The organism is Mycobacteriales bacterium, assembly GCA_035533475.1.
GTDB lineage: Bacteria > Actinomycetota > Actinomycetes > DATLTS01 > DATLTS01 > DATLTS01.
Genome location: DATLTS010000018.1, coordinates 1 through 20,076, shown reverse-complemented (window position 1 = coordinate 20,076; position 20,076 = coordinate 1). Strand labels below are relative to the sequence as shown.

General features: G+C 68.9%; 25 protein-coding genes. 11 read left to right on the top strand and 14 right to left on the bottom strand.

Features of this window, described 5'->3' with window-relative positions:
• The first annotated feature begins 15 nt into the window (after positions 1–15).
• Positions 16–792 (top strand): phosphate ABC transporter ATP-binding protein PstB, encoded by a 777-nt coding sequence (gene pstB, locus VNG13_02950; GenBank protein HVA59479.1) that lies wholly within the window; start codon positions 16–18, stop codon positions 790–792.
• Here pstB and VNG13_02945 read toward each other — a convergent pair.
• Positions 773–1,765, bottom strand: coding sequence for an SDR family oxidoreductase (locus VNG13_02945; GenBank protein HVA59478.1), 993 nt, complete (start codon positions 1,763–1,765; stop codon positions 773–775). The two genes, pstB and VNG13_02945, sit on opposite strands and share 20 nt — an antisense overlap.
• Positions 1,766–1,839: 74 nt before the next feature.
• Between VNG13_02945 and VNG13_02940 the strand changes: the two genes are divergently transcribed.
• The 4 genes from VNG13_02940 (at position 1,840) to VNG13_02925 (ending at position 4,909) form a co-directional block, all read left to right on the top strand.
• Positions 1,840–2,973: a hypothetical protein gene (locus VNG13_02940; protein HVA59477.1), complete on the top strand. Its 1,134-nt coding sequence runs from the start codon at positions 1,840–1,842 to the stop codon at positions 2,971–2,973.
• A complete protein-coding gene (locus VNG13_02935) occupies positions 2,970–4,118 on the top strand; it encodes an aminotransferase class V-fold PLP-dependent enzyme (GenBank protein HVA59476.1) in 1,149 nt (382 codons plus the stop codon). Before VNG13_02940 ends, VNG13_02935 begins: the two co-directional genes overlap by 4 nt.
• 250 nt (positions 4,119–4,368) lie before the next feature.
• Complete coding sequence (locus VNG13_02930; protein HVA59475.1) at positions 4,369–4,605, top strand: ribbon-helix-helix protein, CopG family; 237 nt, start codon at positions 4,369–4,371, stop codon at positions 4,603–4,605.
• Complete coding sequence (locus tag VNG13_02925; GenBank protein HVA59474.1) at positions 4,592–4,909, top strand: type II toxin-antitoxin system PemK/MazF family toxin; 318 nt, start codon at positions 4,592–4,594, stop codon at positions 4,907–4,909. Before VNG13_02930 ends, VNG13_02925 begins: the two co-directional genes overlap by 14 nt.
• A gap of 57 nt (positions 4,910–4,966) precedes the next feature.
• Here the strand turns inward: VNG13_02925 and VNG13_02920 are convergent, their stop codons facing one another.
• The 5 genes from VNG13_02920 to VNG13_02900 form a co-directional block, all read right to left on the bottom strand.
• Entirely contained in the window at positions 4,967–5,446 is a 480-nt protein-coding gene (locus tag VNG13_02920; GenBank protein ID HVA59473.1) for a hypothetical protein, read from the bottom strand.
• Positions 5,447–5,565: 119 nt separating this feature from the next.
• Entirely contained in the window at positions 5,566–6,192 is a 627-nt protein-coding gene (locus VNG13_02915) for a DUF4232 domain-containing protein (protein ID HVA59472.1), read from the bottom strand.
• Between the two features lie 144 nt (positions 6,193–6,336).
• The gene (locus VNG13_02910) at positions 6,337–6,714 is read right to left on the bottom strand and encodes a hypothetical protein (protein ID HVA59471.1); all 378 of its coding nucleotides are present in this window, start codon (positions 6,712–6,714) and stop codon (positions 6,337–6,339) included.
• Positions 6,711–7,028, bottom strand: a complete 318-nt coding sequence (locus VNG13_02905) for a hypothetical protein (protein ID HVA59470.1) — start codon at positions 7,026–7,028, stop codon at positions 6,711–6,713. The genes VNG13_02910 and VNG13_02905 overlap by 4 nt, the downstream gene beginning before the upstream one ends.
• A gap of 72 nt (positions 7,029–7,100) precedes the next feature.
• Positions 7,101–7,715, bottom strand: coding sequence for a TetR-like C-terminal domain-containing protein (locus tag VNG13_02900; protein HVA59469.1), 615 nt, complete (start codon positions 7,713–7,715; stop codon positions 7,101–7,103).
• Between the two features lie 62 nt (positions 7,716–7,777).
• Here VNG13_02900 and VNG13_02895 point away from each other — a divergent pair, with 62 nt between their 5' ends.
• Complete coding sequence (locus tag VNG13_02895; GenBank protein HVA59468.1) at positions 7,778–8,257, top strand: DUF2306 domain-containing protein; 480 nt, start codon at positions 7,778–7,780, stop codon at positions 8,255–8,257.
• Between the two features lie 105 nt (positions 8,258–8,362).
• A complete protein-coding gene (locus tag VNG13_02890) occupies positions 8,363–8,920 on the top strand; it encodes a GNAT family N-acetyltransferase (protein ID HVA59467.1) in 558 nt (185 codons plus the stop codon).
• Between the two features lie 35 nt (positions 8,921–8,955).
• Here the strand turns inward: VNG13_02890 and VNG13_02885 are convergent, their stop codons facing one another.
• Positions 8,956–10,020 carry a putative Ig domain-containing protein gene (locus VNG13_02885; protein HVA59466.1) on the bottom strand — a complete coding sequence of 355 codons (1,065 nt, stop codon included), beginning with the start codon at positions 10,018–10,020 and terminating at the stop codon, positions 8,956–8,958.
• A gap of 691 nt (positions 10,021–10,711) precedes the next feature.
• On the opposite strand from VNG13_02885, the gene VNG13_02880 reads away from it, so the two are divergent.
• The 3 genes from VNG13_02880 to VNG13_02870 are packed head-to-tail and all read left to right on the top strand — an operon-like array spanning position 10,712 to position 13,472.
• A complete protein-coding gene (locus VNG13_02880; protein HVA59465.1) occupies positions 10,712–12,856 on the top strand; it encodes a bifunctional polysaccharide deacetylase/glycosyltransferase family 2 protein in 2,145 nt (714 codons plus the stop codon).
• Between the two features lie 47 nt (positions 12,857–12,903).
• The gene (locus VNG13_02875) at positions 12,904–13,125 is read left to right on the top strand and encodes a ribbon-helix-helix domain-containing protein (GenBank protein ID HVA59464.1); all 222 of its coding nucleotides are present in this window, start codon (positions 12,904–12,906) and stop codon (positions 13,123–13,125) included.
• Positions 13,122–13,472 (top strand): type II toxin-antitoxin system PemK/MazF family toxin, encoded by a 351-nt coding sequence (locus VNG13_02870; protein HVA59463.1) that lies wholly within the window; start codon positions 13,122–13,124, stop codon positions 13,470–13,472. The genes VNG13_02875 and VNG13_02870 overlap by 4 nt, the downstream gene beginning before the upstream one ends.
• Before the next feature lie 100 nt (positions 13,473–13,572).
• Here the strand turns inward: VNG13_02870 and VNG13_02865 are convergent, their stop codons facing one another.
• From VNG13_02865 to VNG13_02850, 4 genes are all read right to left on the bottom strand, one after another.
• Positions 13,573–13,839: a YdeI/OmpD-associated family protein gene (locus tag VNG13_02865; GenBank protein ID HVA59462.1), complete on the bottom strand. Its 267-nt coding sequence runs from the start codon at positions 13,837–13,839 to the stop codon at positions 13,573–13,575.
• A gap of 346 nt (positions 13,840–14,185) precedes the next feature.
• On the bottom strand, positions 14,186–15,817 hold the full coding sequence (locus VNG13_02860; GenBank protein ID HVA59461.1) for a GGDEF domain-containing protein: 1,632 nt from the start codon (positions 15,815–15,817) through the stop codon (positions 14,186–14,188).
• Positions 15,818–15,822: 5 nt separating this feature from the next.
• Positions 15,823–16,266, bottom strand: a complete 444-nt coding sequence (locus VNG13_02855) for a DUF1275 family protein (protein ID HVA59460.1) — start codon at positions 16,264–16,266, stop codon at positions 15,823–15,825.
• 327 nt (positions 16,267–16,593) lie between these two features.
• Positions 16,594–17,241 carry an NAD(P)H-dependent oxidoreductase gene (locus VNG13_02850; protein HVA59459.1) on the bottom strand — a complete coding sequence of 216 codons (648 nt, stop codon included), beginning with the start codon at positions 17,239–17,241 and terminating at the stop codon, positions 16,594–16,596.
• Positions 17,242–17,331: 90 nt separating this feature from the next.
• On the opposite strand from VNG13_02850, the gene VNG13_02845 reads away from it, so the two are divergent.
• Positions 17,332–17,763: a MarR family transcriptional regulator gene (locus VNG13_02845; GenBank protein HVA59458.1), complete on the top strand. Its 432-nt coding sequence runs from the start codon at positions 17,332–17,334 to the stop codon at positions 17,761–17,763.
• 272 nt (positions 17,764–18,035) lie between these two features.
• Here VNG13_02845 and VNG13_02840 read toward each other — a convergent pair whose 3' ends face one another.
• From VNG13_02840 to VNG13_02830, 3 genes are all read right to left on the bottom strand, one after another.
• Positions 18,036–18,617, bottom strand: coding sequence for a hypothetical protein (locus VNG13_02840; GenBank protein ID HVA59457.1), 582 nt, complete (start codon positions 18,615–18,617; stop codon positions 18,036–18,038).
• 155 nt (positions 18,618–18,772) lie between these two features.
• Positions 18,773–19,204 (bottom strand): GNAT family N-acetyltransferase, encoded by a 432-nt coding sequence (locus VNG13_02835; protein ID HVA59456.1) that lies wholly within the window; start codon positions 19,202–19,204, stop codon positions 18,773–18,775.
• Positions 19,205–19,411: 207 nt separating this feature from the next.
• Positions 19,412–19,825, bottom strand: coding sequence for a hypothetical protein (locus VNG13_02830; GenBank protein HVA59455.1), 414 nt, complete (start codon positions 19,823–19,825; stop codon positions 19,412–19,414).
• Positions 19,826–20,076 lie beyond the last annotated feature (251 nt).

Below are 20,076 nucleotides of genomic sequence, written 5' to 3'. Positions count from 1 at the left end.
GGGAGACGAGGAGTCATGGCGAAGCGGATCGAGACGATCGGTCTGTCCTGCTTCTACGGCAGCGTCCAGGCGGTCGACGACGTCTCGCTGGTCATCGAACCGAAGACGGTGACCGCCTTGATCGGGCCCTCCGGGTGTGGCAAGTCGACGTTCCTGCGCACCCTCAACCGGCTCCACGAGATCACCCCCGGAGGCCGGATCACCGGCCGGGTCCTGCTCGACGACGAGGACATCTACGCCTCCGCCGTGGATCCGGTCGCGGTCCGGCGGGCGGTGGGGATGGTCTTCCAGCGGCCCAACCCGTTCCCGACCATGTCCATCTACGACAACGTCGCAAGTGGGCTGCGGCTAACCGGTGTCCGGAAGAAGGCAGATCTCGACACCGCGGTGGAACGCTCGCTGACCGCGGCGAACCTGTGGCGCGAGGTCAAGGACCGGCTCGGCAGGCCGGGAGCGGGTCTGTCCGGCGGCCAGCAGCAGCGGCTGTGCATCGCCCGCGCCCTCGCCGTCGAGCCTCAGGTCCTGCTGATGGACGAGCCGTGCAGTTCGCTCGACCCCATCTCGACGCTGGCGATCGAAGATCTGATGTCGGATCTCAAGGACCGGTACACGATCGTCATCGTCACCCACAACATGCAGCAGGCGGCCCGGGTCAGCGACGTCACGGCCTTCTTCACCCTGCGCGGGCCGGGGGAGCCCGGCTACCTGGTCGAGACCGACGTCACCAACCGGATCTTCACCAACCCCCGCGAGCAGCGCACCGAGGACTACATCACCGGCCGGTTCGGCTGACCCGGAACCGACGCAGCGTGGCGGCCGTCGCGGCGGCCACCGCGGCACCGGTCACGAGCGCCCGGTGCATGGACGCCCACAGCATCGGGCTGCGCGCGTGCGCGTCGAACGGCCCGTGGGCACCGTGGTCCCCCGCCACCGGCTCGAACACGTTGCTCGGGAACCGGGGCAGCGGCTGCTGGGTGAGCTGCCCCTTCACCCCGGTCCGGCCGAGGTACCAGTCGAGGAATGCCGGCGCGATCCGGTTGCCCAGGATGGTGTAGGCGGTCGGGATCCCGACCCACATGTTGCGCCTGGGATGCCGGGCGAGGAACGCGACCGCGCGGGCCGCGAGCTCCGGCTGATAGATCGGCGGCACCGGCTTCGGATGCCCGGGCATCTTGTTCAGGTTCCAGGTGAACTGCGGGGTGTTCATGCCGGGCAGCTCGACCATGCAGAGCCTGACCCGGCTTTGCTCGCTCCGCAGCTCGGTGATCACCGATTCGGTGAAGCCTTTGATCGCGTGCTTGGCTCCGCAGTACGCGGACTGGAGCGGGATCCCGCGGAACGCGAGCGCCGAACCGACGTTGACGATGACCCCGGCGTCGCGGGGGCGCATCCGTTCGAGCGCCACCCGGACCCCGTTGACCTGACCGAAGTAGGTCACGTCGGTGATCCGGCGGTACTCGTCCGGCGAGGTGTCCCAGAAGTAGGCGAGCGCACCCACGAACGCCACGTTGACCCACAGGTCGATCGGGCCCAACTCGCGCTCCACCCGTTCCGCCGCCGCCCGCAGGGCATCGAGGTCGGTGACGTCGATCGGCACGGCGAGCCCGCGTCGCCCGGCGTTCTCGACCTCCTTGGCGGCGGCCTCCGCGCCGTCCTGGCCGCGGGCCAGCACGGCGACGTTGTAGCCCGCGGCGGCGAGCTCCCGGACGGTGGCCCGGCCGACACCGGCGCTGCCGCCGGTCACGACGGCGACCTTGGAGTTCATCACGATTTCCTTCCCTCGCGTTCGGATAACGTCGGCCTACCCGGTGTCGCCGAACACATGCGGAAGGGCGGAGCATGATCGTGCCGATCGGCGCCCGCGCCGTCGCCGCGGTCGCGGGCGGTGGTCTCGTCCTGATCGCGGCGAAGAGCCTGATCGGCACCGTCGTAGTGCCCCGCCGCGTGCGGAGCTGGCTCACCCGGGCGGTCGACCGGGCGGTGGACGACGTTTTCCACGTCCTCGTGCATCCGATCGACGACGCCAAGGCGCGCGACCGGCTCTACTCGGCCCAGGCGGCGACGATCCTCCTCGGCCAGCTGGCGACCTGGCTCACGGTCTTCTTCGTCGGCTTCGCGCTGCTCGACTGGCCGTTCGCCGCGCCCGGCATCGGCGCCGCCTTCGCCCAGGCCGGGTCCTCGCTGTTCACCCTGGGCTACGCCGCGCCGCACGGGGTCGGCTCGGCCGCCGTCGATGATGTCGCGGCGCTCACCGGCCTGGTCACGATCGCGCTCCAGATCGGCTACCTGCCGACGCTGTACGGGGCGTTCAACCGGCGGGAGACGGAGGTGACGTTGCTCTACTCCCGGGCCGGGCTGCCCGCCTGGGGCCCGGAGCTGCTGCTGCGCACCCGCTACGGCTTCCAGACCGAGAGCACCTCCACGCAAACCCTGCCCGAGCTGTACGTGACCTGGGAACGCTGGGCGGCGGACGTGGCGGAGAGCCACACGACCTACCTACCGCTGGCCCGCTTCCGCTCGCCGATCGCGTACGCGTCCTGGGTGACCGCCCTGCTCGCGGTGCTCGACTCCGCTGCGATGTATCTCGCGCTGTGCCCGACATCCGCGCCGGTTGTCCCGGCGCGGATGTGCCTGCGGATGGGCTTCACCTGTTTCCAGCAGATCGCCCTCGCGCTCGGCGCCGAGGTCGAGATCGACCCGGACCCCGGACAGGGGATCAGCCTCACCTACGAAGAGTTCCGGGACGCCGTGGGGCGCCTGGCCAGCGTCAACTTCCCGCTCGAACGCGAACCCGAGGAGGCCTGGCCGCATTTCGTCGGCTGGCGGGTCAACTACGAGCAGGCGGCCTACGCGGTCGCCGCGGCGGTGGCCGCGCCCCCGGCCATGTGGTCGGGCCCGCGCCGGCATCCGGTCGACGCGATCGCGCCGGTCCGGCCGCCGAACCGGCAGCCGAGCTCAACGGTGCCGTCGTGACCCTGGACCGGTTGCGCCGATCCGATTCCTGGGCCCTCGATCCGGCGCTCGCCTACCTCAACCACGGGGCCTTCGGGGCGACCCCGCGGGCGGTCCTCGACGTCCAGTCCGGCCTGCGCGCCGCGCTCGAGGCCAACCCGGCGGACTTCTACCTGCGACGGCTGCGCACCCTGCTGACGGAGGTCCGGTCCCGGCTCGCGACCTTCCTGCGAACCACCCCGGATTCTCTCGTCTTCGTCGAGAACGCCACGACCGGCACCCAGACCGCGCTGGGGGCGGTGCCGCTCGGGCCGGGCGACGAGGTGGTGTGCACGGACCACATCTATCCGGCGGTGCTGGTCCAGCTGCGCCGGGAGGCGGCCCGGCGGGGCTTCGAGGTGGTGGTGGCCCACGTCCCGATCGAGGTCGAGGGCCCGGGCGACGTCGCCGCCGCGGTCATCCAGGCTCTGGGGCCACGCGCGAAGCTGCTTCTGGTCGACCAGATCGCGTCCCCGACCGGGCTGGTCTTCCCGATCCGCGACCTGGCCGCCGAATGCCGCCGGCGCGGGATCACGATCCTGGTCGACGGTGCGCATGCGCCCGGCTCCCTCGAGCTGGACCTCGACGATCTCGGAGTGGATTTCTGGACCGGCAACCTGCACAAGTGGGTTTGCTCCCCGAAGTCCGCCGCGGTCCTCTACGCCGCCCCCGACCGTCGGGCGGACCTGCATCCGCTGGTGGCCTCGCACGATCACGACGCTGGATACCAGCCGGGGTTCGACTGGACGGGTACCCGGGATCCGACCGCGCTGCTCAGTGCGCCGGCCGCCATCGACCTGTTCGCCGCCGCTGGTTGGCCGGAGGTGCGTCGGCACAACGCCGAGCTTGCCGGGCGCGGCGCCGCACTGGTCGCCGACCGGTTCGGGGCCGCGGTGCCGTTCCCCGATCCCGATCTGACCGCCGGTATGCGGCTGGTCGCGTTGCCGCGCGAGCTCGACGCCGATGAGGCGCGTTCGCTCGAACGCCGGCTGCTGGACGAGTACGCCGTCGTGGTCCCGGTCATGTTCTTCCAGGGTTGGCGCTGGGTCCGGGTCTCGGGCCAGCTCTACAACACCCTGGACGACTACCGGCGGCTCGCCGACGCTCTCGAGGCGTGCCTGGCCTGACGGCGGCCGAGGATCGGCGCACCGCCAAGAAACGGGCCGCGGCGCAGGAGGTTCGGCTACACCTGGACGAACAAAGACGCTACATCTGGACGATGAGTAGAGCTACCTTTCGACGATTCCCGAGGCTACTCGTGGACGGGTGCTGTCGTGAACGCCTCCGTCGGGATCCGGGATTGGCCATGACGAGCCTGCCTACGCAGATGCCGCTCACCTGTGACCGTGTATGACGATTCGTGATACAGTGGCTCCTGTGACGGCGATCAGTGTGCGGCTCGATGACGAGGCGCTGCGTGCCTTGACGCAGTTGGAGGCCGCTGGCCTCAGTCGCTCTGACGCCATCCGTCGAGCAATCGTTGACAGCGCGACTCGGCTCCAGCGGGGAAAGGCTCTTGCCGCCGAGGTCGCGGCCCTTGAGGCCGATGAGGTGGATCGTCGCGAGATGCTCGAGGTCGCCGCAATGATGGAGAGCATGCGTGCTTCGCGGTGACGTGTACGAGTTCCGTTTGCTGCGGGGCCGGGGACATGAGCAACGCGGGCGGCGCTTCGGCGTACTGGTACAGGCGAATGAGTTGTTGCCGCGCTCGGTGGTGCTCGTCGCGCCCACGTCGCGGAGTGCCCGGCCGGCATCCTTTCGTCCCGAGGTCGAGGTGAACGGCGAATCGACGCGGGTGCTCGTCGAGCAGGTCGGCGCCGTCGATGTTGGGCGGCTTGGCGGTCTCATCGGCCGCGTGACTCCCGAGCAACAGTGGGGGATCGACGAGGCGCTGCTCACTGTGCTCGGCTTGCGGTGAGCAAGGACGCCGCACCGAGCACGGGATGACCCGGCGGATCGCAGTCTGTGGCCTCGGTCAGGCGCTCGGCGGTGTGCTCGACCCGTCGGCTCCGTGTCCGGCCCAGGGGAGAGCCTCGCCGGAGGACCGGAAGAGCATGGCGGCGCCGACGACCTCGGCGATCCCGGCCACCAGCGCGACATAGATCCCGTACTTCGCGCCGTACTGGTAGATCCCGCTGCGCGGCAGGGTCACCCAGCGGATGATCACCAGGAGGAGGCCCAAGGCGGCGAGTCCGAGCACGAGGACTCCTGGGCCGACGGACACCTTGGGGAGGTTCGCCTGCGAGCGCAGCAGGAACAGGTACACGCCGGCGGCGACGAGCAGCAAGCCACCGAACCACCCGGTGAAGCCCGAGCTCCACCCGCTGACGCTCGGGAGGATCGCATCGCCGCCATGGAACCCGAACCACGGGAGGAACAGGGCGATGAATACGATCAGCGCACCACCGACGATCGCCCAGTCGATCGATGTGAGCTTCTTCGTGTCGAGCGCCATGGTCCCCCCTGACGGACAGTTCCCTGGGCGTCATCGTGCCCGCCGTTCCACCGGATGACAAGCACAACGGGATCGTCGGCCCGGCGTTTCGGGCGCCGATCCGGAACGGGGGCCGTCGGCTAGGACGCGCTGCCCGCGCCAGCCTGGATGACGCTCACGGTCAGGATCCGGACCGGCTTGGCGCAGGTCTGCGACGTGTAGCCGAGGTAGATGGGCGTGGTCTGGTTCGGCGGGTAGATCTGTAGGTACTGCGCGGTGACCAGTCGGCACTCGGCTGCCGGGTAGTTCCCCGCGTCGGTGATCCGAAGGAGCGCGTTGGCGGTCGCACCGGCTGCGAGCGTCACCAACGTTCGCGGTGTCGTCGGGCTCTCCCCTGCGGCCACCCCGATCTGGGTCACCGGAGTGCCGCCCGCGAACGAGACTCCGGGGTAGCCGTAGAGGGTGCACGTGGAATTCGAGAGGTTGGTGAAGTCGATCACGGTGTAGGTCGAGCCGGCGGTTCCCTGGCTGACCCCGACCTTCGCCTGAAGGGAGCGGGTCGGGCAGGGCGCGGGCCCAGTCGGTCCAGCGGTCGACGAAGTGGCGGTCGGGGTCGGCGCTCCGGTGCTCGCCGGGGTGGTCGGGCCCGCCGAGGCCGCACCGGCCACCTGGTGCGGGGAGGGGCCGCAGGCCGCCACGAGAAGGGCCGTGCCGGCCAGGACGGATCGCGTCGTCGCGAGCCGGACGAAGCGCGCAGTTTTCGTCATCGCTGGTGTCCTTCTGCCGAGGGATGGCTGATCGAGCCTGTGACACAGAGACGTCGCCCGGTCGCTCGCCGTTGGCTCCGGTGCCGAACGAATGTGAGCGCCCACGCAACGGTAATCGCGGACGTGCTCCGCGCCCATCGATGGTCAGACCTGGATGAGCTCGACGTGCCGGCCACTGACCGCGGCTAGCTCCGCCAGGTCGTCTGGGTCCGAGGTCGCGATTTGATCACCGTCGTTCGCCAGGAGAACCAGTGCGGCGTCGATCACGTCGGCACCATGCGTGCCGCCCAGAAGCTCTCCGGCTCCCCGGCCCAATGGCTCGTCCAGCGGGCGTACCTCGACGCCGTCCAGCGCTCGGGACAGTCGAGCTTGTCGCGGGCCGCCACGCCAGGCCTGCCCGAGCACGCCCGCGTGGGTGACCGGCGGCTGCGACGCTTCACGGGCCATCTTCAGCCGGACCCACATCGCCCGGTCATCCCGGTCGAGCGCGATCAGGCTCCCCGCGTCCAGCAGAAGGGTCACGCCGCACCATGACCGCGGGGCTTGCCGGCCGATGGTGTTGTCTTCCGACGGCCCCGGACGACAAGCGCAGCTTCGTCGTCGGCCCGACGTCGCGCGGCCATTTCCCCAGCGGTGATCTCACCGAACTGGGATTCGAAGTCGGCGATCGCAGCGGCCAGCGCCTGGAGTTGTCGATCGCGAACCACACGGGCGGATAGCGCCTCGTTCACCCAGGCGCTGAGCGAGTCGGCCAGCCCCGAGTGCACCGCGTCGTTCCCCGCCTGGACCAGTTCCGGATCGACCGTCACCGTCAGGCGCTCTTTTCGTGGTGTCATACCAGGATGGTACTTCCGGTTAGACATGAGTACGACCTGACGTGCCCCAGGCCGGCTGGGCGTGCGCTCGCTCTAGTGTGCTCGCCGCGATCCGTCCGCGGGGGACAGGAAGGGCAACACGCTGTAGATGAGGGCGTCGCGGTAGGACGCTTCGCGCGCTGCGGCATCGCCCGGCACATGCCCGGCCAGCTCGAGGCTCACCATCCCGTGCGACACCGCCCACAGGTGGAACGCGATCGGCTCGGCCCCTGGTCCGACCAGCAGCGACGCGTCCAGGCAGCGCTGCACGGCTTCGACCAGCGGTCGGTAGGCCGCCTCAGCCCTCGCCTCGCCCTCGGCATCCGGAGCGAAGTTCGGCACGGCGCCGCCGAACATCAGGGCATACAGATGCGGGTTGGCGAGCGCCACGTCGCGATAGGCCATGCCGAGATCGCCCAGGCCTTCGAGTGAGCCCGCCGCGACCGCCTCCAGGGCGCCGCCCAGCCGGGTGAATCCTTCGCGGTGCATCGCGGCCAGCAGGCCTTGCTTGTCGCCGAACAGGGTGTAGACCGCCATCGTCGAGGTGCCCGAGACGCTGGCCAGCCGGCGCAGGGTCAGCGCCGCGGGGCCTTCGGCGGCTAGCAGCCGCCCGGCCTCGTCGACGAGACGGCTGGCGAGGCGGGCGGTATGCGCCTTGACGGCAGGCATGGCAGCAACTATAACAGCGTTACTATGCATAACGAGGTTATTCGCCCACCAGGCGGCCGGCGATGAACGGGTGGACGGTGCTGATCGCCGCGCACGCGACCGGGGCCACTCTGGCGCTCATGCTCGGCGCGGTAGTCGTGCTACGCCGGCGCAAGGGCGACCGGGCCCACCGGCGGATGGGCCGGGTGTGGATGGTCGCGATGTACTGGACGGTCCTCAGCTCGTTCTGGATTCGCAAGCTGCATCCCGGGCACTTCAGCTGGATCCACGGGTTGTCGGTGTTCACCTTCATCACGCTGACCATCGCGCTATGGGCGGCGTTGACGCACCGGGTCGAAACCCACAAGCGCTTCGTCGTCGGCTCCTACTGTGGTCTGCTCGGGGCATTCCTCGGCGCAGTCACCGTTCCGGTGCGCCTCATGCCGCAGCTGGCGTTCCACCGGCCGCTGGTCCTCGCCGCCGCCCTGGCGGCAGTCGCCGGCGTCACCGCCCTCATCGCCCGGCAGGCGCTGGCGGCCGTGCGGCGGTCCGGAAGGCAGTGAGCGACTCGCGCCAGAACTGCTCGAAGTACTTACGGCCTGGCAGTCAAGGCCATGCGTGCGATAACCGGTTGCCGGCGCCGGCGGGTTTCCGCAACGCTGACGGACATGTTCGAGGTGCGGCTTCGCCGGTGTCTGGTCGACGACGCGCCTGCGGTGGAGCGATTGCGGGTGGCCGGCTGGCGGGAGGCCTACCGCGGCATCGTGTCCGACGCCTATCTGGACGCCATGCCTGTCGACGTGGAGCGACGCCGGCGCCTGATCGCCGAACGCGCCGACCGGCTCGGGGAGACCGTCGCCGTCGACGCCGACGAGGAGGTTCTCGGCTGGATCGCCGTCGGTCCGTGTCGGGACGGCGACCGGCGGTTGGCCCCACAAGGCGAGGTCTACGCCTGTTACGTTTTGCCCACTCACCGGCGGGCCGGGATCGGCCGGCAGATGTTGCGTCATGGCCTCGAGTCCCTGGCCGAGCAGGGACATCCGGATGTGACCTTGTGGGTACTGGAGGCGAACCTGCCGGCCCGGCGTTTCTACGAGGGATTCGGCTTCCGCCCGGATGGGGCACGACAGATGTTGGACCTGGACACTGCCGTACCCGAGGTTCGCTACCACCGCCCGGGTAGCGGGCCGAGCCGGCCTTCCGGCCAGCTACGGGAGGATCGATGACTGGCCGAGGCGCGCGGGTGGCCGGTGACCGCGGTTCAGCAGGGGAAGTCGGCGTCGAAGCTGCCGGACGGGTATTGCGTGAACACGACCGGCCCGTCGGTGAAGCTGATCGAAGTGCATCCGCTCTGCGCGTTGGGTAGCGACGTGTAGCCGGCCAGCCACGCGGGGTTCGCCTGGAACGTCGCGCCCGTGCCGCCGGTGATCTGGTCCCACTGGTAGCTCGTCGAATAGAACCCGACGGTGGTCACACCCTCGCTCGTCAACCCGTACGCCGCCCCCTGGAGGGCGGCGGTGTCGTTCTGCTGGGAGGTCGCGGTCTGACCGTAGGCCCTTTCGAGGGTTTCCCAGCTGTTCCCGGTTTCGACGTCGAGCCACCAGGAGACACCCGCGGGGTTGATGCTCGTCCCCGCGGTGGCCGCGATCGCGTCGCCGTAGGAGTTCCGCGCGGCGTTGTATCCGTAGTCGTAGGAGCAGGCTGTCGAGTTCTGGTCGGTGGTCGTGCAGTCCTGGGGGGAAGCCTGGCCGCCGGTCGGCCAATAGGAGGAGTACGCCGGCCCGGGATCGGCTGTGTTCGCGTAGAACTGGAGCCCGTGCGAGGCCCCCCAGCCGGCCTGGGTGGCGAGGCAGGGGTTGGCCGAGTAGACGATGCCGTCGTTCACCCCGACGAGAGATGTGTTAGCGGCGGTGGGCAGCGTGGTGCCGCACTGCGGGTAGGAAACGTCGTAGGCCGCGTTGACCGTCCAGCCGAAGGCGGTGCTGGCGGATGCCCCGCCGGAGGTGTCGGTGGCGGTGACGTCCACCGAGGCTTGAACCGCCGCGGTGGGTGTCCCGGAAATAACTCCCGTGGCGGTGCCTATCGTCAGTCCGGACGGCAGTCCAGTGGCGGTGTAACTGAGCGCACCGCCGTTCGTGTCGCTCGCCTGAATCTGCAGATCGACTGCCCCGCCAGTCGCGGACGTCTGCGAACCGGGGTTCGTCACCTTGACCCGCACGTGACCGCCCCCGCCGTTCTTGCCGGCGGCGAACGCCAACCCGGTGCCGAAGGTCCATGCCATCAAGGCACACAGCGTTACGGCGACGAAACGGATCCGAACAGGCATGGCTCTTCTCCCGGGGACTGTGGCGATCCTGCCATATTACGGAGGGGGGACAGGGACGAAGCCGCGATCCGCGCTTGCCCGGAATGTCTGCGGAAATGGGGTACTGCGCGGATAATGCGGCTGATATGACCGAGGCCCGGATTCGTTTCGACCCACCGCCCCCGCGCCAGGTTTTCGTCGACCAGACCGGCCGTCGGCGGGTCTGGGTTCGTCGGTCCGGCTGGGTGCTGGGGGCGCTCGTGGCCGCCTTCTTCGGCTGCGTCGCGATCAGCCTGGTCGGCCCGCCGGGTCTGCTGCCGATCTCGATTCCCGGGCTGCAATCGCTGCTGGGCGGTCCTGCGGCTCCGAAGATTCCCGATGGTGGCGGGGGTTCGGGAGCGGCGGGGGAGGTACTTGCCCGCTCTACTGCCGGGCCATCCCCTAGTTCGACGCCCGGGCTCTCTCCCGCTGGAGTCGGTTCGACCGCCGTCCCCGGTGTCACGGCGTCGCAGCCACCATTGTCCGGAAGCTCTCCGGGGGCCTCGCTCACCCCCGCACCGCGGCCGAGTACCAGCCCAACCGTCGCACCGACCCCTCGAGCGAGCTCTACACCGACCTCTGCACCGACCTCTACGCCGGCAGGCCCGAGGCCTTCCGCGACCGTAGCGCCGAGCTCGCATCCCTCACCGTCCCCGCGCAGCTCGCACGCCAGGTGAGCCTCGCCCCCGACAAGATCAGGCGGCGGTGGGCGCCGCCCGGACACTGGGTGCTGCTTGCCGCGATTCTCCTTGCCCTGAGCACCGGCCTCCTCCTACAGGGGTATGCCCGTCACGAGGTCGGCTTGGCCGGCACGGCACTGCTGCCGCCCGCGCAGCCGGGGGTGGTCTCGGGCGGCGGATCGGTGCTCTACCGGTCAGCGCAGGGACTGTCCTCTCGTGGCCTGCCGGCGCGGACGGTGGCCTTGACGTTCGACGACGGACCGGACCCGGTGTGGACACCGAGGATCCTCGCCGTCTTGAACCGGGAGAAGGTTCCCGCGACATTCTTCGAGGTAGGGGCTCGGGTCGCCAGCTTCCCGAACTTGACCCGTCGGATTCTCGCCGACGGTGACGAGCTGGGCAGCCATACGTTCACCCACGCCGACCTTTCGACGCTGCCTGGCTGGCGGGAGAACCTGGAATTGTCGCTGAGTCAACTGGCGTTCGCCGGTTCGACGGGACGCGCCACGGTGCTGCTGCGGCCACCGTATTCCGCGACGGCCCAGGATCTGTCGCACCGCGACGTGCAGGTTGTCTCTCAGGCGACCGCCGCCGGATACATCGTCGTGCTCGCCGACCGGGACAGCGAGGACTGGCGGCGCCCGGGCGTGGCTCTGATCGTGCGCAATGCGCTCCCGCAGGGCGACGACGGGGCGATCATCATGTTCCACGACGCCGGCGGAGACCGTTCGCAGACGGTGGCGGCGTTGCCGACGATCATCGAACGGCTCCGGGCGCGCGGATATCGATTCACGACGGTGACGGGGGGCCTGGGCCTGCCGGCAAATGCAGGCGTCCAACCCGTGCCCTGGTTGCGCCGGGCCCAGGGAGACGCGTTCCTGACCGTCCTGCGCCTCAGCACGGATGCGGCGACCCTTCTGACCTGGCTGCTCCTGCCACTTGGGGCGCTCGCTCTGCTCCGCACGGTCTTGTTGCTCGTGTTGGCCCGGCGACACTCCCGCGCCGTGGCCAGACGGACACCGCGCGAGGGCTACGCCCCACCGGTGTCGGTCATCGTCCCTGCCTACAACGAGGCGGTCGGCATCGCCGCGTCAGTGCGCTCTCTGGTCGCCAACGTGTATCCGGTTGTCGAGGTGATCGTGGTCGACGACGGTTCGACCGACGGCACCGCGGACATCGTTGACGCATTGGCCCTGCCCGGGGTCACCGTCGTCCGGCAGGCGAACCAGGGGAAGGCCGCGGCGCTCAACACCGGACTTGCCCACGCGAGCCATGACGTCATCGTCATGGTCGACGGTGACACCCTTTTCGACGTGGACACCATCCGCTGGCTGGTCCAACCGCTAGCGGATCCCATCGTCGGCGCGGTCAGCGGGAACACCAAGGTGGGCAACCGGCGGCACCTTCTCGGGCAGTGGCAGCACCTCGAATACGTGATCGGCTTCAACCTCGACCGAAGGATGTACGACCTGCTCTGGTGCATGCCGACGGTGCCCGGGGCGATCGGCGCCTATCGTCGGGACGCGCTCGAGGCGGTGGGTGGGGTGAGCGGTGACACCCTGGCCGAGGACACGGATCTGACGATGGCGATCAACCGTTTTGACTATCGCGTGGTGTATGAGGAGCGGGCACTTGCCTGGACCGAGGCGCCGGCGTCCCTCAACGCGTTATGGCGGCAGCGCTACCGTTGGTGTTACGGAACCTTGCAGGCGGTCTGGAAACACCGGGCGGCCATGCTCAGCCGCGGGGCAGGCCGGGAACTGGGCCAGATCGGACTGCCGTACCTGGTGGCCTTCCAAGTGGTTCTGCCCCTGCTCGCGCCGATCATCGACGTCTTTGCCCTTTACGGGTTGCTCTTCCTCGATGCGCGGAAGGTGTTGGCCTACTGGGGCGCATTTCTGCTACTCCAGCTCATCAGCGGGATCTACGCACTGCGCCTGGACCGGGAGCGTATGCGGCCCTTGTGGGCTTTGCCCTTGCAGCAATTCGTCTACCGGCAGCTCATGTATCTGGTCGTGATCCAAAGCGTCATCAGTGCCATGTCGGGTGTGAGACTCCGTTGGCACAAGCTCGACCGAACCGGGGACGTCATCGGGAGCGTCCCGGGACCTCGGGCCAGCATCGTTCCACGGCTCTGAGCGGTCACACCGTTGCTACCCGAGTACTACCAAGGTAGTAAGTTGGCATGAAGGTCAGCGTGAGTCTTCCCGACGAGGACATCGAGTTCCTCGATGCTTACGCCCGGGAACAAGGCATCGAATCTCGCTCAGCCGTGCTGCACAAGGCGGTTCGGCTGCTGCGCGTTCTCGAGCTCGGCGAGGCATACGCGGCTGCCTGGAGCGAGTGGACCGACACGGATGACGCACAGTTGTGGGAGGCGGTCGCGGCGGATCGCCGAGGTAGCTGATGCGCCGGGGGGAGATCCGCCTGGTTGATCTTGACCTGGGGCGGGGCGCGGAGGCGCGCAAGCGCAGCCCTGCGGTGATCGTCAGCAACGACGGTGCGAACGCGACTGCGACGCGGCTTGGCCGGGGGGTGGTCACCGTGGTCCCGGTGACCTCGAACGTCGAGAGCGTCTACCCGTTCCAGGTCTTGCTGCCGGCAGCCGTGACCGGACTGACCATGGACTCCAAGGCCCAGGCCGAACAAGTCCGTTCGGTCGCGGTCGAGCGCATCGCAGCGCGGGTCGGCGTCCTCCCACCTGGCCTGGTGACCCAACTCGATCAGGCCTTGCGACTTCACCTGTCCCTGTGAGCCCCTCCACCAAGCCCGATTGCGTGACGAGGCAGGCGGTGCAGAAGATGCTCGCTGCCGGTAACCGTCCGTTGCGCCGGTTATCCGCCGGCTGTTGCTTCTATCTACCGGTGCGCTCGCGGTGCTGGCACCCTGGCCAGCAGCACGGCCGACGCTGGCCTTCCTCCAGCTCCTCCTGGGTCCGGCGAATGCGGCGTTCTCGGGTCATCGCCTGCTTTGCATCCTCGACCCAGCAAATGAACTCGTTGCGGGCCAGAGGCGTGATGTCCTTCCAGGCATCGAGTGCCGTGGTGTTGGCGTTCAGCGCCTTGCGCAGGTCGGCGGGAAGCTTGTGCACCACACCGCCCGGCACTCGCTGGCTGCTCACACGGCCACGGTAGCGGGCCAGCGGCGGGCCCGTTTCACGATTACTGCCGATGAATGATCCCCATGACCAGCCGAGATCGCATCCATCGTGCAAAGCCTCGGCAACCTGCTTGAAACCGTCCGACACGCACACCCCGCCGACAGGGCCGATGACTTGAACGCCCATATGTCGATCATGTGCCTGGCTACGGCGGCTTTGATCGTCGAAGACCCAGGTCAACGCCGGCGACATCGAGGGCGTCTGACGTGACTGCTGTGAAAAGAGCTCCTTCGGCCGTGCGAGAGTCCCTCGCATCCGAGAGAGAAGCGGTAGGGGCTGCCTCGCGCGCTGGGTCCGGTAGGGGCTGTCAGTTGGCCGGTCCGGAGGCTGTTTCCTCCTGGGTGCGTGGCGCGGGTAGGTACTGGCGGATCAGGCTCACCCCGTCGCCTTGCAGGGCCGACTGGCGAGGGGGCGCCGACATTCCGGTCGGCCCGCCCACTGAGCGGCGGCGACGGTCGCTCTTGTTCAGATACATCCGTGCGTCGGCGAGGGCGAGGAGCTCGGCCGCGCTGGCGCCGTCGGTCGGCCAGGACGCGGTGCCGATGCTGAGCAGAGGCATGTACGGATACCCCGCCAACGTGATCGGCTGTTGGACCGGGCTGGCGAGCGCGTCGGCCATCACCGCTGCCGCTGCCGGGCCGGCACCGTCGAGCAGGACGGCGAACTCGTCGCCGCCGATCCGGGCGACCAGATCCGTGCTGCGCACGCCGGCCGACAACCCGTGGCCGACGTGCATGAGCACCTCGTCGCCGGCCGCGTGACCGAACGTGTCATTGATCGGTTTGAGCCCATCAAGGTCGGCGACCAGCACACTGAATGGCGATCCGGTTCGCTGCGCCCGGGCGAACGCGGCGTCGAGTTCTTCGAGTAGACATCGACGGTTCGCCAAGTCGGTGAGCTCGTCGCAGCGGGCCTGGGCCGCCAGCGCGTCCCGTAGCCGCACATTCTCCAGCGCCGCGCCGCCGATCGAGGCGAGCGTGTCCACCACCTGCTGGTCGGTCGCCGAGTACAGATCCTGCCGATTACTGGGCCGGGCGATCAGCCAACTGGCGTGCTGGCCCGGCAAAGGCGCGCCGACCTCGTCTGCTTGGGGTGGTTCGGCGGCTACCCTTGCCTTGCCACCGCCGAGGCTGCGCTGGGCGGCTTCGACCACCACATTCTCGATTTGTGCCACCGTGCTGACACGCAGGACTTCGCTTGCCGCCTGGAGGAACTCCGCCAGCCGGTCGCGATCGGACCGAGCGCGAAGCTGACCGACCGACGCGAAGAGCAGCATCGCCACCGGGCCGACCACCAGCCCCACCCGCCACGGATCCGAATGACCCAGTAGGCCCGCGGCGAGCCCGAGACAGATCCCGACGGCCGAACCCAGCGCGGCACCCCGGATGACGACCAACCAGGCCCGCCACGACGCCGTCCCGACGCAGCCGAGGACCAGGCTCACCCCGGTCAAGCTCAGCACCGAAAACGTGACCGCCCCGACCGTCGCCCCCGAAACCCCGCCGATCCGCGGGCCGAGGACAGTCGCGAGAATGACACTCGCGGTGCTGGCCACGAATCCGTTGCTCGCGTTGAAGACCAGCTTGGCGAGCACCTGCTCCGGATTAGGGAGCCGAGCCAGCTTCACGGCCACCCCAGCGGTCAAGCCCACGCCAAAGCAGATGATCGCCCAGCCGGGTGGAAGCAGCAGCATCCCACCCACCAGAGCCGCCTCATCCAGATGGGCGCTGAAAACCCCTCGACGATGCACCGCGCTGACCGGAACGACATGCAGGAACAGCTCACTGCCCGCCACCAGCAGCGCGAATCCGGGCGCTGGCCAGCCCCCTGTCGCCGCCAGCCGGGCCGCATCCGCCAGGCAGGCGGCCGCCACCAGCGCGAGGACACCGACCAGCGTCCATCCCCGGACCCCGAGTCGAGAGCCACCGTCAGTACTCACGTTGCTCATTCGTCGGCAGGTCCAGCCTGGGCGGTCATAGCCCGATTGGAGCATTCACCACCTTGCTCAGGCTCGATGACGCGGAACGGGGCGCCCGTTTTGTCGCCTGCTGCCGTCTTGGGACCACCCTGATGCGCGACCGCCACGAAGAAAAGCTCGGCCGCTGTTCGGTTACGCAGGAGGATGGCTCGGTCGCCGCCGAAGCGGTTGACGAATTGTCCACCCGCGCCGGCTCCGATGAGGAAGCCGGCGAGAGCGGCTAGTGATGCGGCGAGGGAGAAGCCGGCGGCTCCGGCGGCTCCGGCGGCTGCGAACCCGAGAAACGCGATGTTGCCGGTCATGTTTGCGATGAACACGTGGCCGAGGGCCAGGATGATGATCGCGTCCGCGACGCCGGTGAGCGCAGCCCACCGTCTCGGACCTCGAGCGGGGCGAGATCGACCGCGCAGGCCTGTCGACGATCAAGGTCTACGTCCAGGCCCTCGGTGGCACCGTTGAGCTCGTTGCCGATATCGGCGACCGTCGAGTCGTCCTTGGGTGAGGCGTCACCGGGCATGGTGACTGTCGGCCATGGTGAGTAGTCCCGGGCGAGATCTTGCCAGGTGGCATTCGGCCCGCGAGGTCTGGCTCGATCATGCGACTGGGACATTCGTCGCAGCAACGGATGGGGGGTCCAATAGTCGGGGACACGCGGGGCAGTATCGGCCCCTCCCCGTCGTGCTTCCAGCCCGGCAACGGAGGCGCCGGAGGGCGTCAGTGGCGCGGCGCGGGAACCGTCAGGAAGGATCCTGGATCGCCGCCAGGGCGGCCCGGACCCGCAGTGAACCGGGCGGGAGCTCGCCGTCGGCCCGGGCCTTGGCGAGCAGCTCTGCCCACCAAGCGAGGTCATCGAGCATCACGGTCATGGCCACTTCCGACATGGGGTTGTTGGGAGTTCCCTGCTCGTCGAAGGCGGACTCCACATAGGGGATCAGCACCGTGTCGCGCAGCGGAACCATCTCGCACTCGATGGCCACGTGGGCCAGGTGCTCCACGGCCCGGACCCCGGCGGCGATGCCCGTGCTGTAGCCGACCGCGGCCAGCGGCTTGTTCCGCAGGGCCCAGCTGACGAAGACATTGTCGAGGGCGTTCTTCAGCACCCCAGGAATGGAGTGCAGGTATTCGGCGGTGACGACGAGAAGGGCGTCGGCTTCCTTGAGCTTGAGGTTCCACTGCCGAACGAGCGAGTCCGAGTAGGTGGGATCGTTGAAATCACCGATCGACCCGAGGTGCTCCTGGAACAGGGGAAGGGGCCAGTCGCGAAGGTCCAGCACCTCGACGTCGAAAGCCCCGTGGCTGGTCGATCGGGCGACCACCCAGGGGACGACATGATCGGCGGCCCGGGTGGGTCGGGTGCTCCCGACCACAATCTTGAGGTTCAGCATCGCGCGGATCCTTGGCTAGCCCGACTATTGACGACCTAAAGTAGCGGCCAATAGTTGAGGAAGTCAAGTTCTTCGTGCGAGAATGATGCGGTGACCGGGGGTGTGTCGACGGAGGAGATGGACGGCCTGCTCGACGGCCTGCTTGGGGTGACCCAGGCAGTGCAGCACGCCGTGGCAGCCGTGGCCGCCCGCCACGAGCTCACCTCCCAGCAGGTGGGATTGCTGCGCATGCTCGAGGAGCCGGTGTCCATGCGTGAGTTTGCCGAGGACCGTTCCTGCGACCCCTCGAACGTCACCGGGCTGGTCGACCGGGCCGAACGCCTCGGGCTGGTCGCGCGGACCTCCAATCCCCGCGACCGCCGGGTGCGCATGCTCGAGTTGACCGAGGAGGGCCGCCGGATGCGTGCCCAGGTGACCCGAGAGCTGGCCGTGGAGGTGCGCGCTGCGCTCGGCATCACCGACGACGACGCGAAGGTAGCGCGGCTGCTCCGTTCGCTGGGACCGGGCGCCCGTCGCTGCTGAGCCCAGTTGGTCTGCCGTGGTACTGCCCGATTTGGCCGAGTACTCGGTACCCGCGGCCTGGTGAAGGTCGGCGCCGTGATCACCGACTTGGCGACTGGCGCAGCTCCATAGACGCTCGCGGTCTCCCCTGAGCGGTCATGGCGTGGCCGCGCTCTACATGCTGTAGGCGGGCAAGCCAGCACCGTCCGAGAAGCTCAACTCTGTTCGGGCAGCGGTCGCCGGGTCTTGCGAACGGAGCCGGCGCTCGGGAATTGTTGCGACGAGTCTCGTCGCTATGAATCGATGATCGTTTCGCCTCGACGTCTGTTGAGATTTGGGTTCAACCGAAGTCGCGCCGTCGTCAAAACGGCGCCGTCCACGTCGAAAAGGTGCGCGGAGGGCGCCCGACGCCCGGGCCACACAACGAAAACGTGGCCATGCCGCGGGACGGGCAATCGGCGCCCCCGCACTTGAACGAGGGCGACCTCCCGGGCGAGCCGAAGCTCCGCGTAACTGGCCCAGCCTCCAGCCCCCGGCAGGATCGTCTCCGTGCGGCGGCGCGCGCCACCGCCACCCTGCAGCTGTAACCATCCACCCATCTCGTCGGCAGGCGGCCGATCCGCGAGCGCATCATGGTCGAGCGACCCGCCGCCCCCACCGAGCAACACCCAGGCGCCATCGCGACGCTCGAGGACCCAGGCGTCGAGCATGGGTTCGCCGCTGACCCCCCGACGGGCGAAGGCAGTCATCGCCAAGTCCCGATCGACGTCACATCCGAGGGCGGCGAAGCGGATCCGGCGGCTCAGCGCGCGGGGAGGGTCCGGCAGGCCATACGTCAGCAGGCGCTTACTCTCCGCCAGCGCGTCGTAGGCCACGAAGGGACGGTAGCCGCCGGCCGGGAGCACAGCACTCGAAATTCGTCGAGGCCGTCACCTCGGTGGCCGGACCCCGTGCGCGAAAATTCGCTCTCGGCCGGGATCCTGCCCTCGAGCTCGCCAATCGACGCCGGCGTTCTCGGGTGCGGCCCTGCCTACAACGCCTTGCGGAAGTAGGTCGCTGACTCCTGGTACCCCAGCGCGGTGTAGAACTCGGCCGCTCGCTGGGTTGCCAGGGCGACCAAGCGGCAACCGCGTTCCACGCTCCAAGTCTCGAACCCCGCCATGAGCGCCCGGCCCACTCCACCCCGCCGATGATCGTCATCGACCATGATCTCTTCGACCCACCCGACCGGCCCGTCGGCGAAGAAGGTTTGGTGGGCGAAGGCAAGCAGATAGCCGACAACCCCTGCCTCCGGGCCAGCCACCATCATGCAGGCGTCATCGTTGTCGAGCAGCTGGGTGAAGGCCTGCTCGAAGTGACTTCGTTCGGGACTGAAGGACGTCGCCAGGCGCACCGCGAGTTCGAATATTCGATCGGCGTCCACCGCCATCGGCGGGCGGATCTGGTATGGATCGACGGGCACGCGGACGACGTTACCGACCCCCGGCGATCCGCTCGGGATCGTCGGATCCGCGCGCGGATGGCTGAGGGGCCTACCCGCCCTGGAACGGCCGTACCGGCCCGGAGCTCATGCGTGCTTGATCGAGTGGCGGAACCGGGTCGACGGGGTGCACGTTGGACGGGATCATTGCGGTGTGCGGATCGACGGATGGAACTGGGTGCCTCGCGGCTACGGCCGGGGGACGGCGAAGATCCGCAGCGCCCGCGGGGCCGGGTCGAAGCCGTTGGTGAAGTGCGGTTCCGACGCGTCGAGGACGAACGGTAGCCGGCCGTCGTGCGTCAGCGCCTTGAGGCGGACCTCGGCGGGCAGGCCGTCGGCGTAGATGGCCGATTGCCACTCGACGCCCGACAGCGGGGTGCCCTCGGGCTTGGCTTCGATGACACCGACAGCGCGCTGGTCAACGTAGAGGAGGTAGTCCACCCGGCCGTGGCCCGGCGCCAGGATCACCTCGCGGACTGCGACGCCGTCGCCGACGAACAGATTGAGGCCGGCTCGGCTCTGCACGCACCAGCCGGCCTCGGTCAGCTGGCGGTCGATCTGCGCACGGGCACGCTGTTCAGCCGCCAGCAGCGCCTCGTCCACCCACAGAAATCTACTGGCGAGCGGCCCGGCACACCGGCAAATCGGGCGTCGAGCCCCTGTCGTGGCATCCCGTCAGGAGCGGCGAGATCACGGGTAACAGCACCTTCACGTCACAGGACAAGGGTGTCCAACTCGGCCCGGCTCGGCCGATGTTGACGCCACAGCGCCGCAGGGTCCTCGTCCCGGCGCCGAGCCGCTTCTGTCACGAACTCCCACCCGTCGCGAGCCGGCCGCCGCTCGTAGCGCAGCAG

Coding starts and splice junctions, on each gene's coding strand:
- pstB (HVA59479.1), top strand. CDS start 16: ATGGCGAAGCGGATCGAGACGATCGGTCTGTCCTGCTTCTACGGCAGC.
- VNG13_02945 (HVA59478.1), bottom strand. CDS start 1,765: ATGAACTCCAAGGTCGCCGTCGTGACCGGCGGCAGCGCCGGTGTCGGC.
- VNG13_02940 (HVA59477.1), top strand. CDS start 1,840: ATGATCGTGCCGATCGGCGCCCGCGCCGTCGCCGCGGTCGCGGGCGGT.
- VNG13_02920 (HVA59473.1), bottom strand. CDS start 5,446: ATGGCGCTCGACACGAAGAAGCTCACATCGATCGACTGGGCGATCGTC.
- VNG13_02915 (HVA59472.1), bottom strand. CDS start 6,192: ATGACGAAAACTGCGCGCTTCGTCCGGCTCGCGACGACGCGATCCGTC.
- VNG13_02905 (HVA59470.1), bottom strand. CDS start 7,028: ATGACACCACGAAAAGAGCGCCTGACGGTGACGGTCGATCCGGAACTG.
- VNG13_02900 (HVA59469.1), bottom strand. CDS start 7,715: ATGCCTGCCGTCAAGGCGCATACCGCCCGCCTCGCCAGCCGTCTCGTC.
- VNG13_02895 (HVA59468.1), top strand. CDS start 7,778: ATGAACGGGTGGACGGTGCTGATCGCCGCGCACGCGACCGGGGCCACT.
- VNG13_02890 (HVA59467.1), top strand. CDS start 8,363: ATGTTCGAGGTGCGGCTTCGCCGGTGTCTGGTCGACGACGCGCCTGCG.
- VNG13_02885 (HVA59466.1), bottom strand. CDS start 10,020: ATGCCTGTTCGGATCCGTTTCGTCGCCGTAACGCTGTGTGCCTTGATG.
- VNG13_02875 (HVA59464.1), top strand. CDS start 12,904: ATGAAGGTCAGCGTGAGTCTTCCCGACGAGGACATCGAGTTCCTCGAT.
- VNG13_02850 (HVA59459.1), bottom strand. CDS start 17,241: ATGCTGAACCTCAAGATTGTGGTCGGGAGCACCCGACCCACCCGGGCC.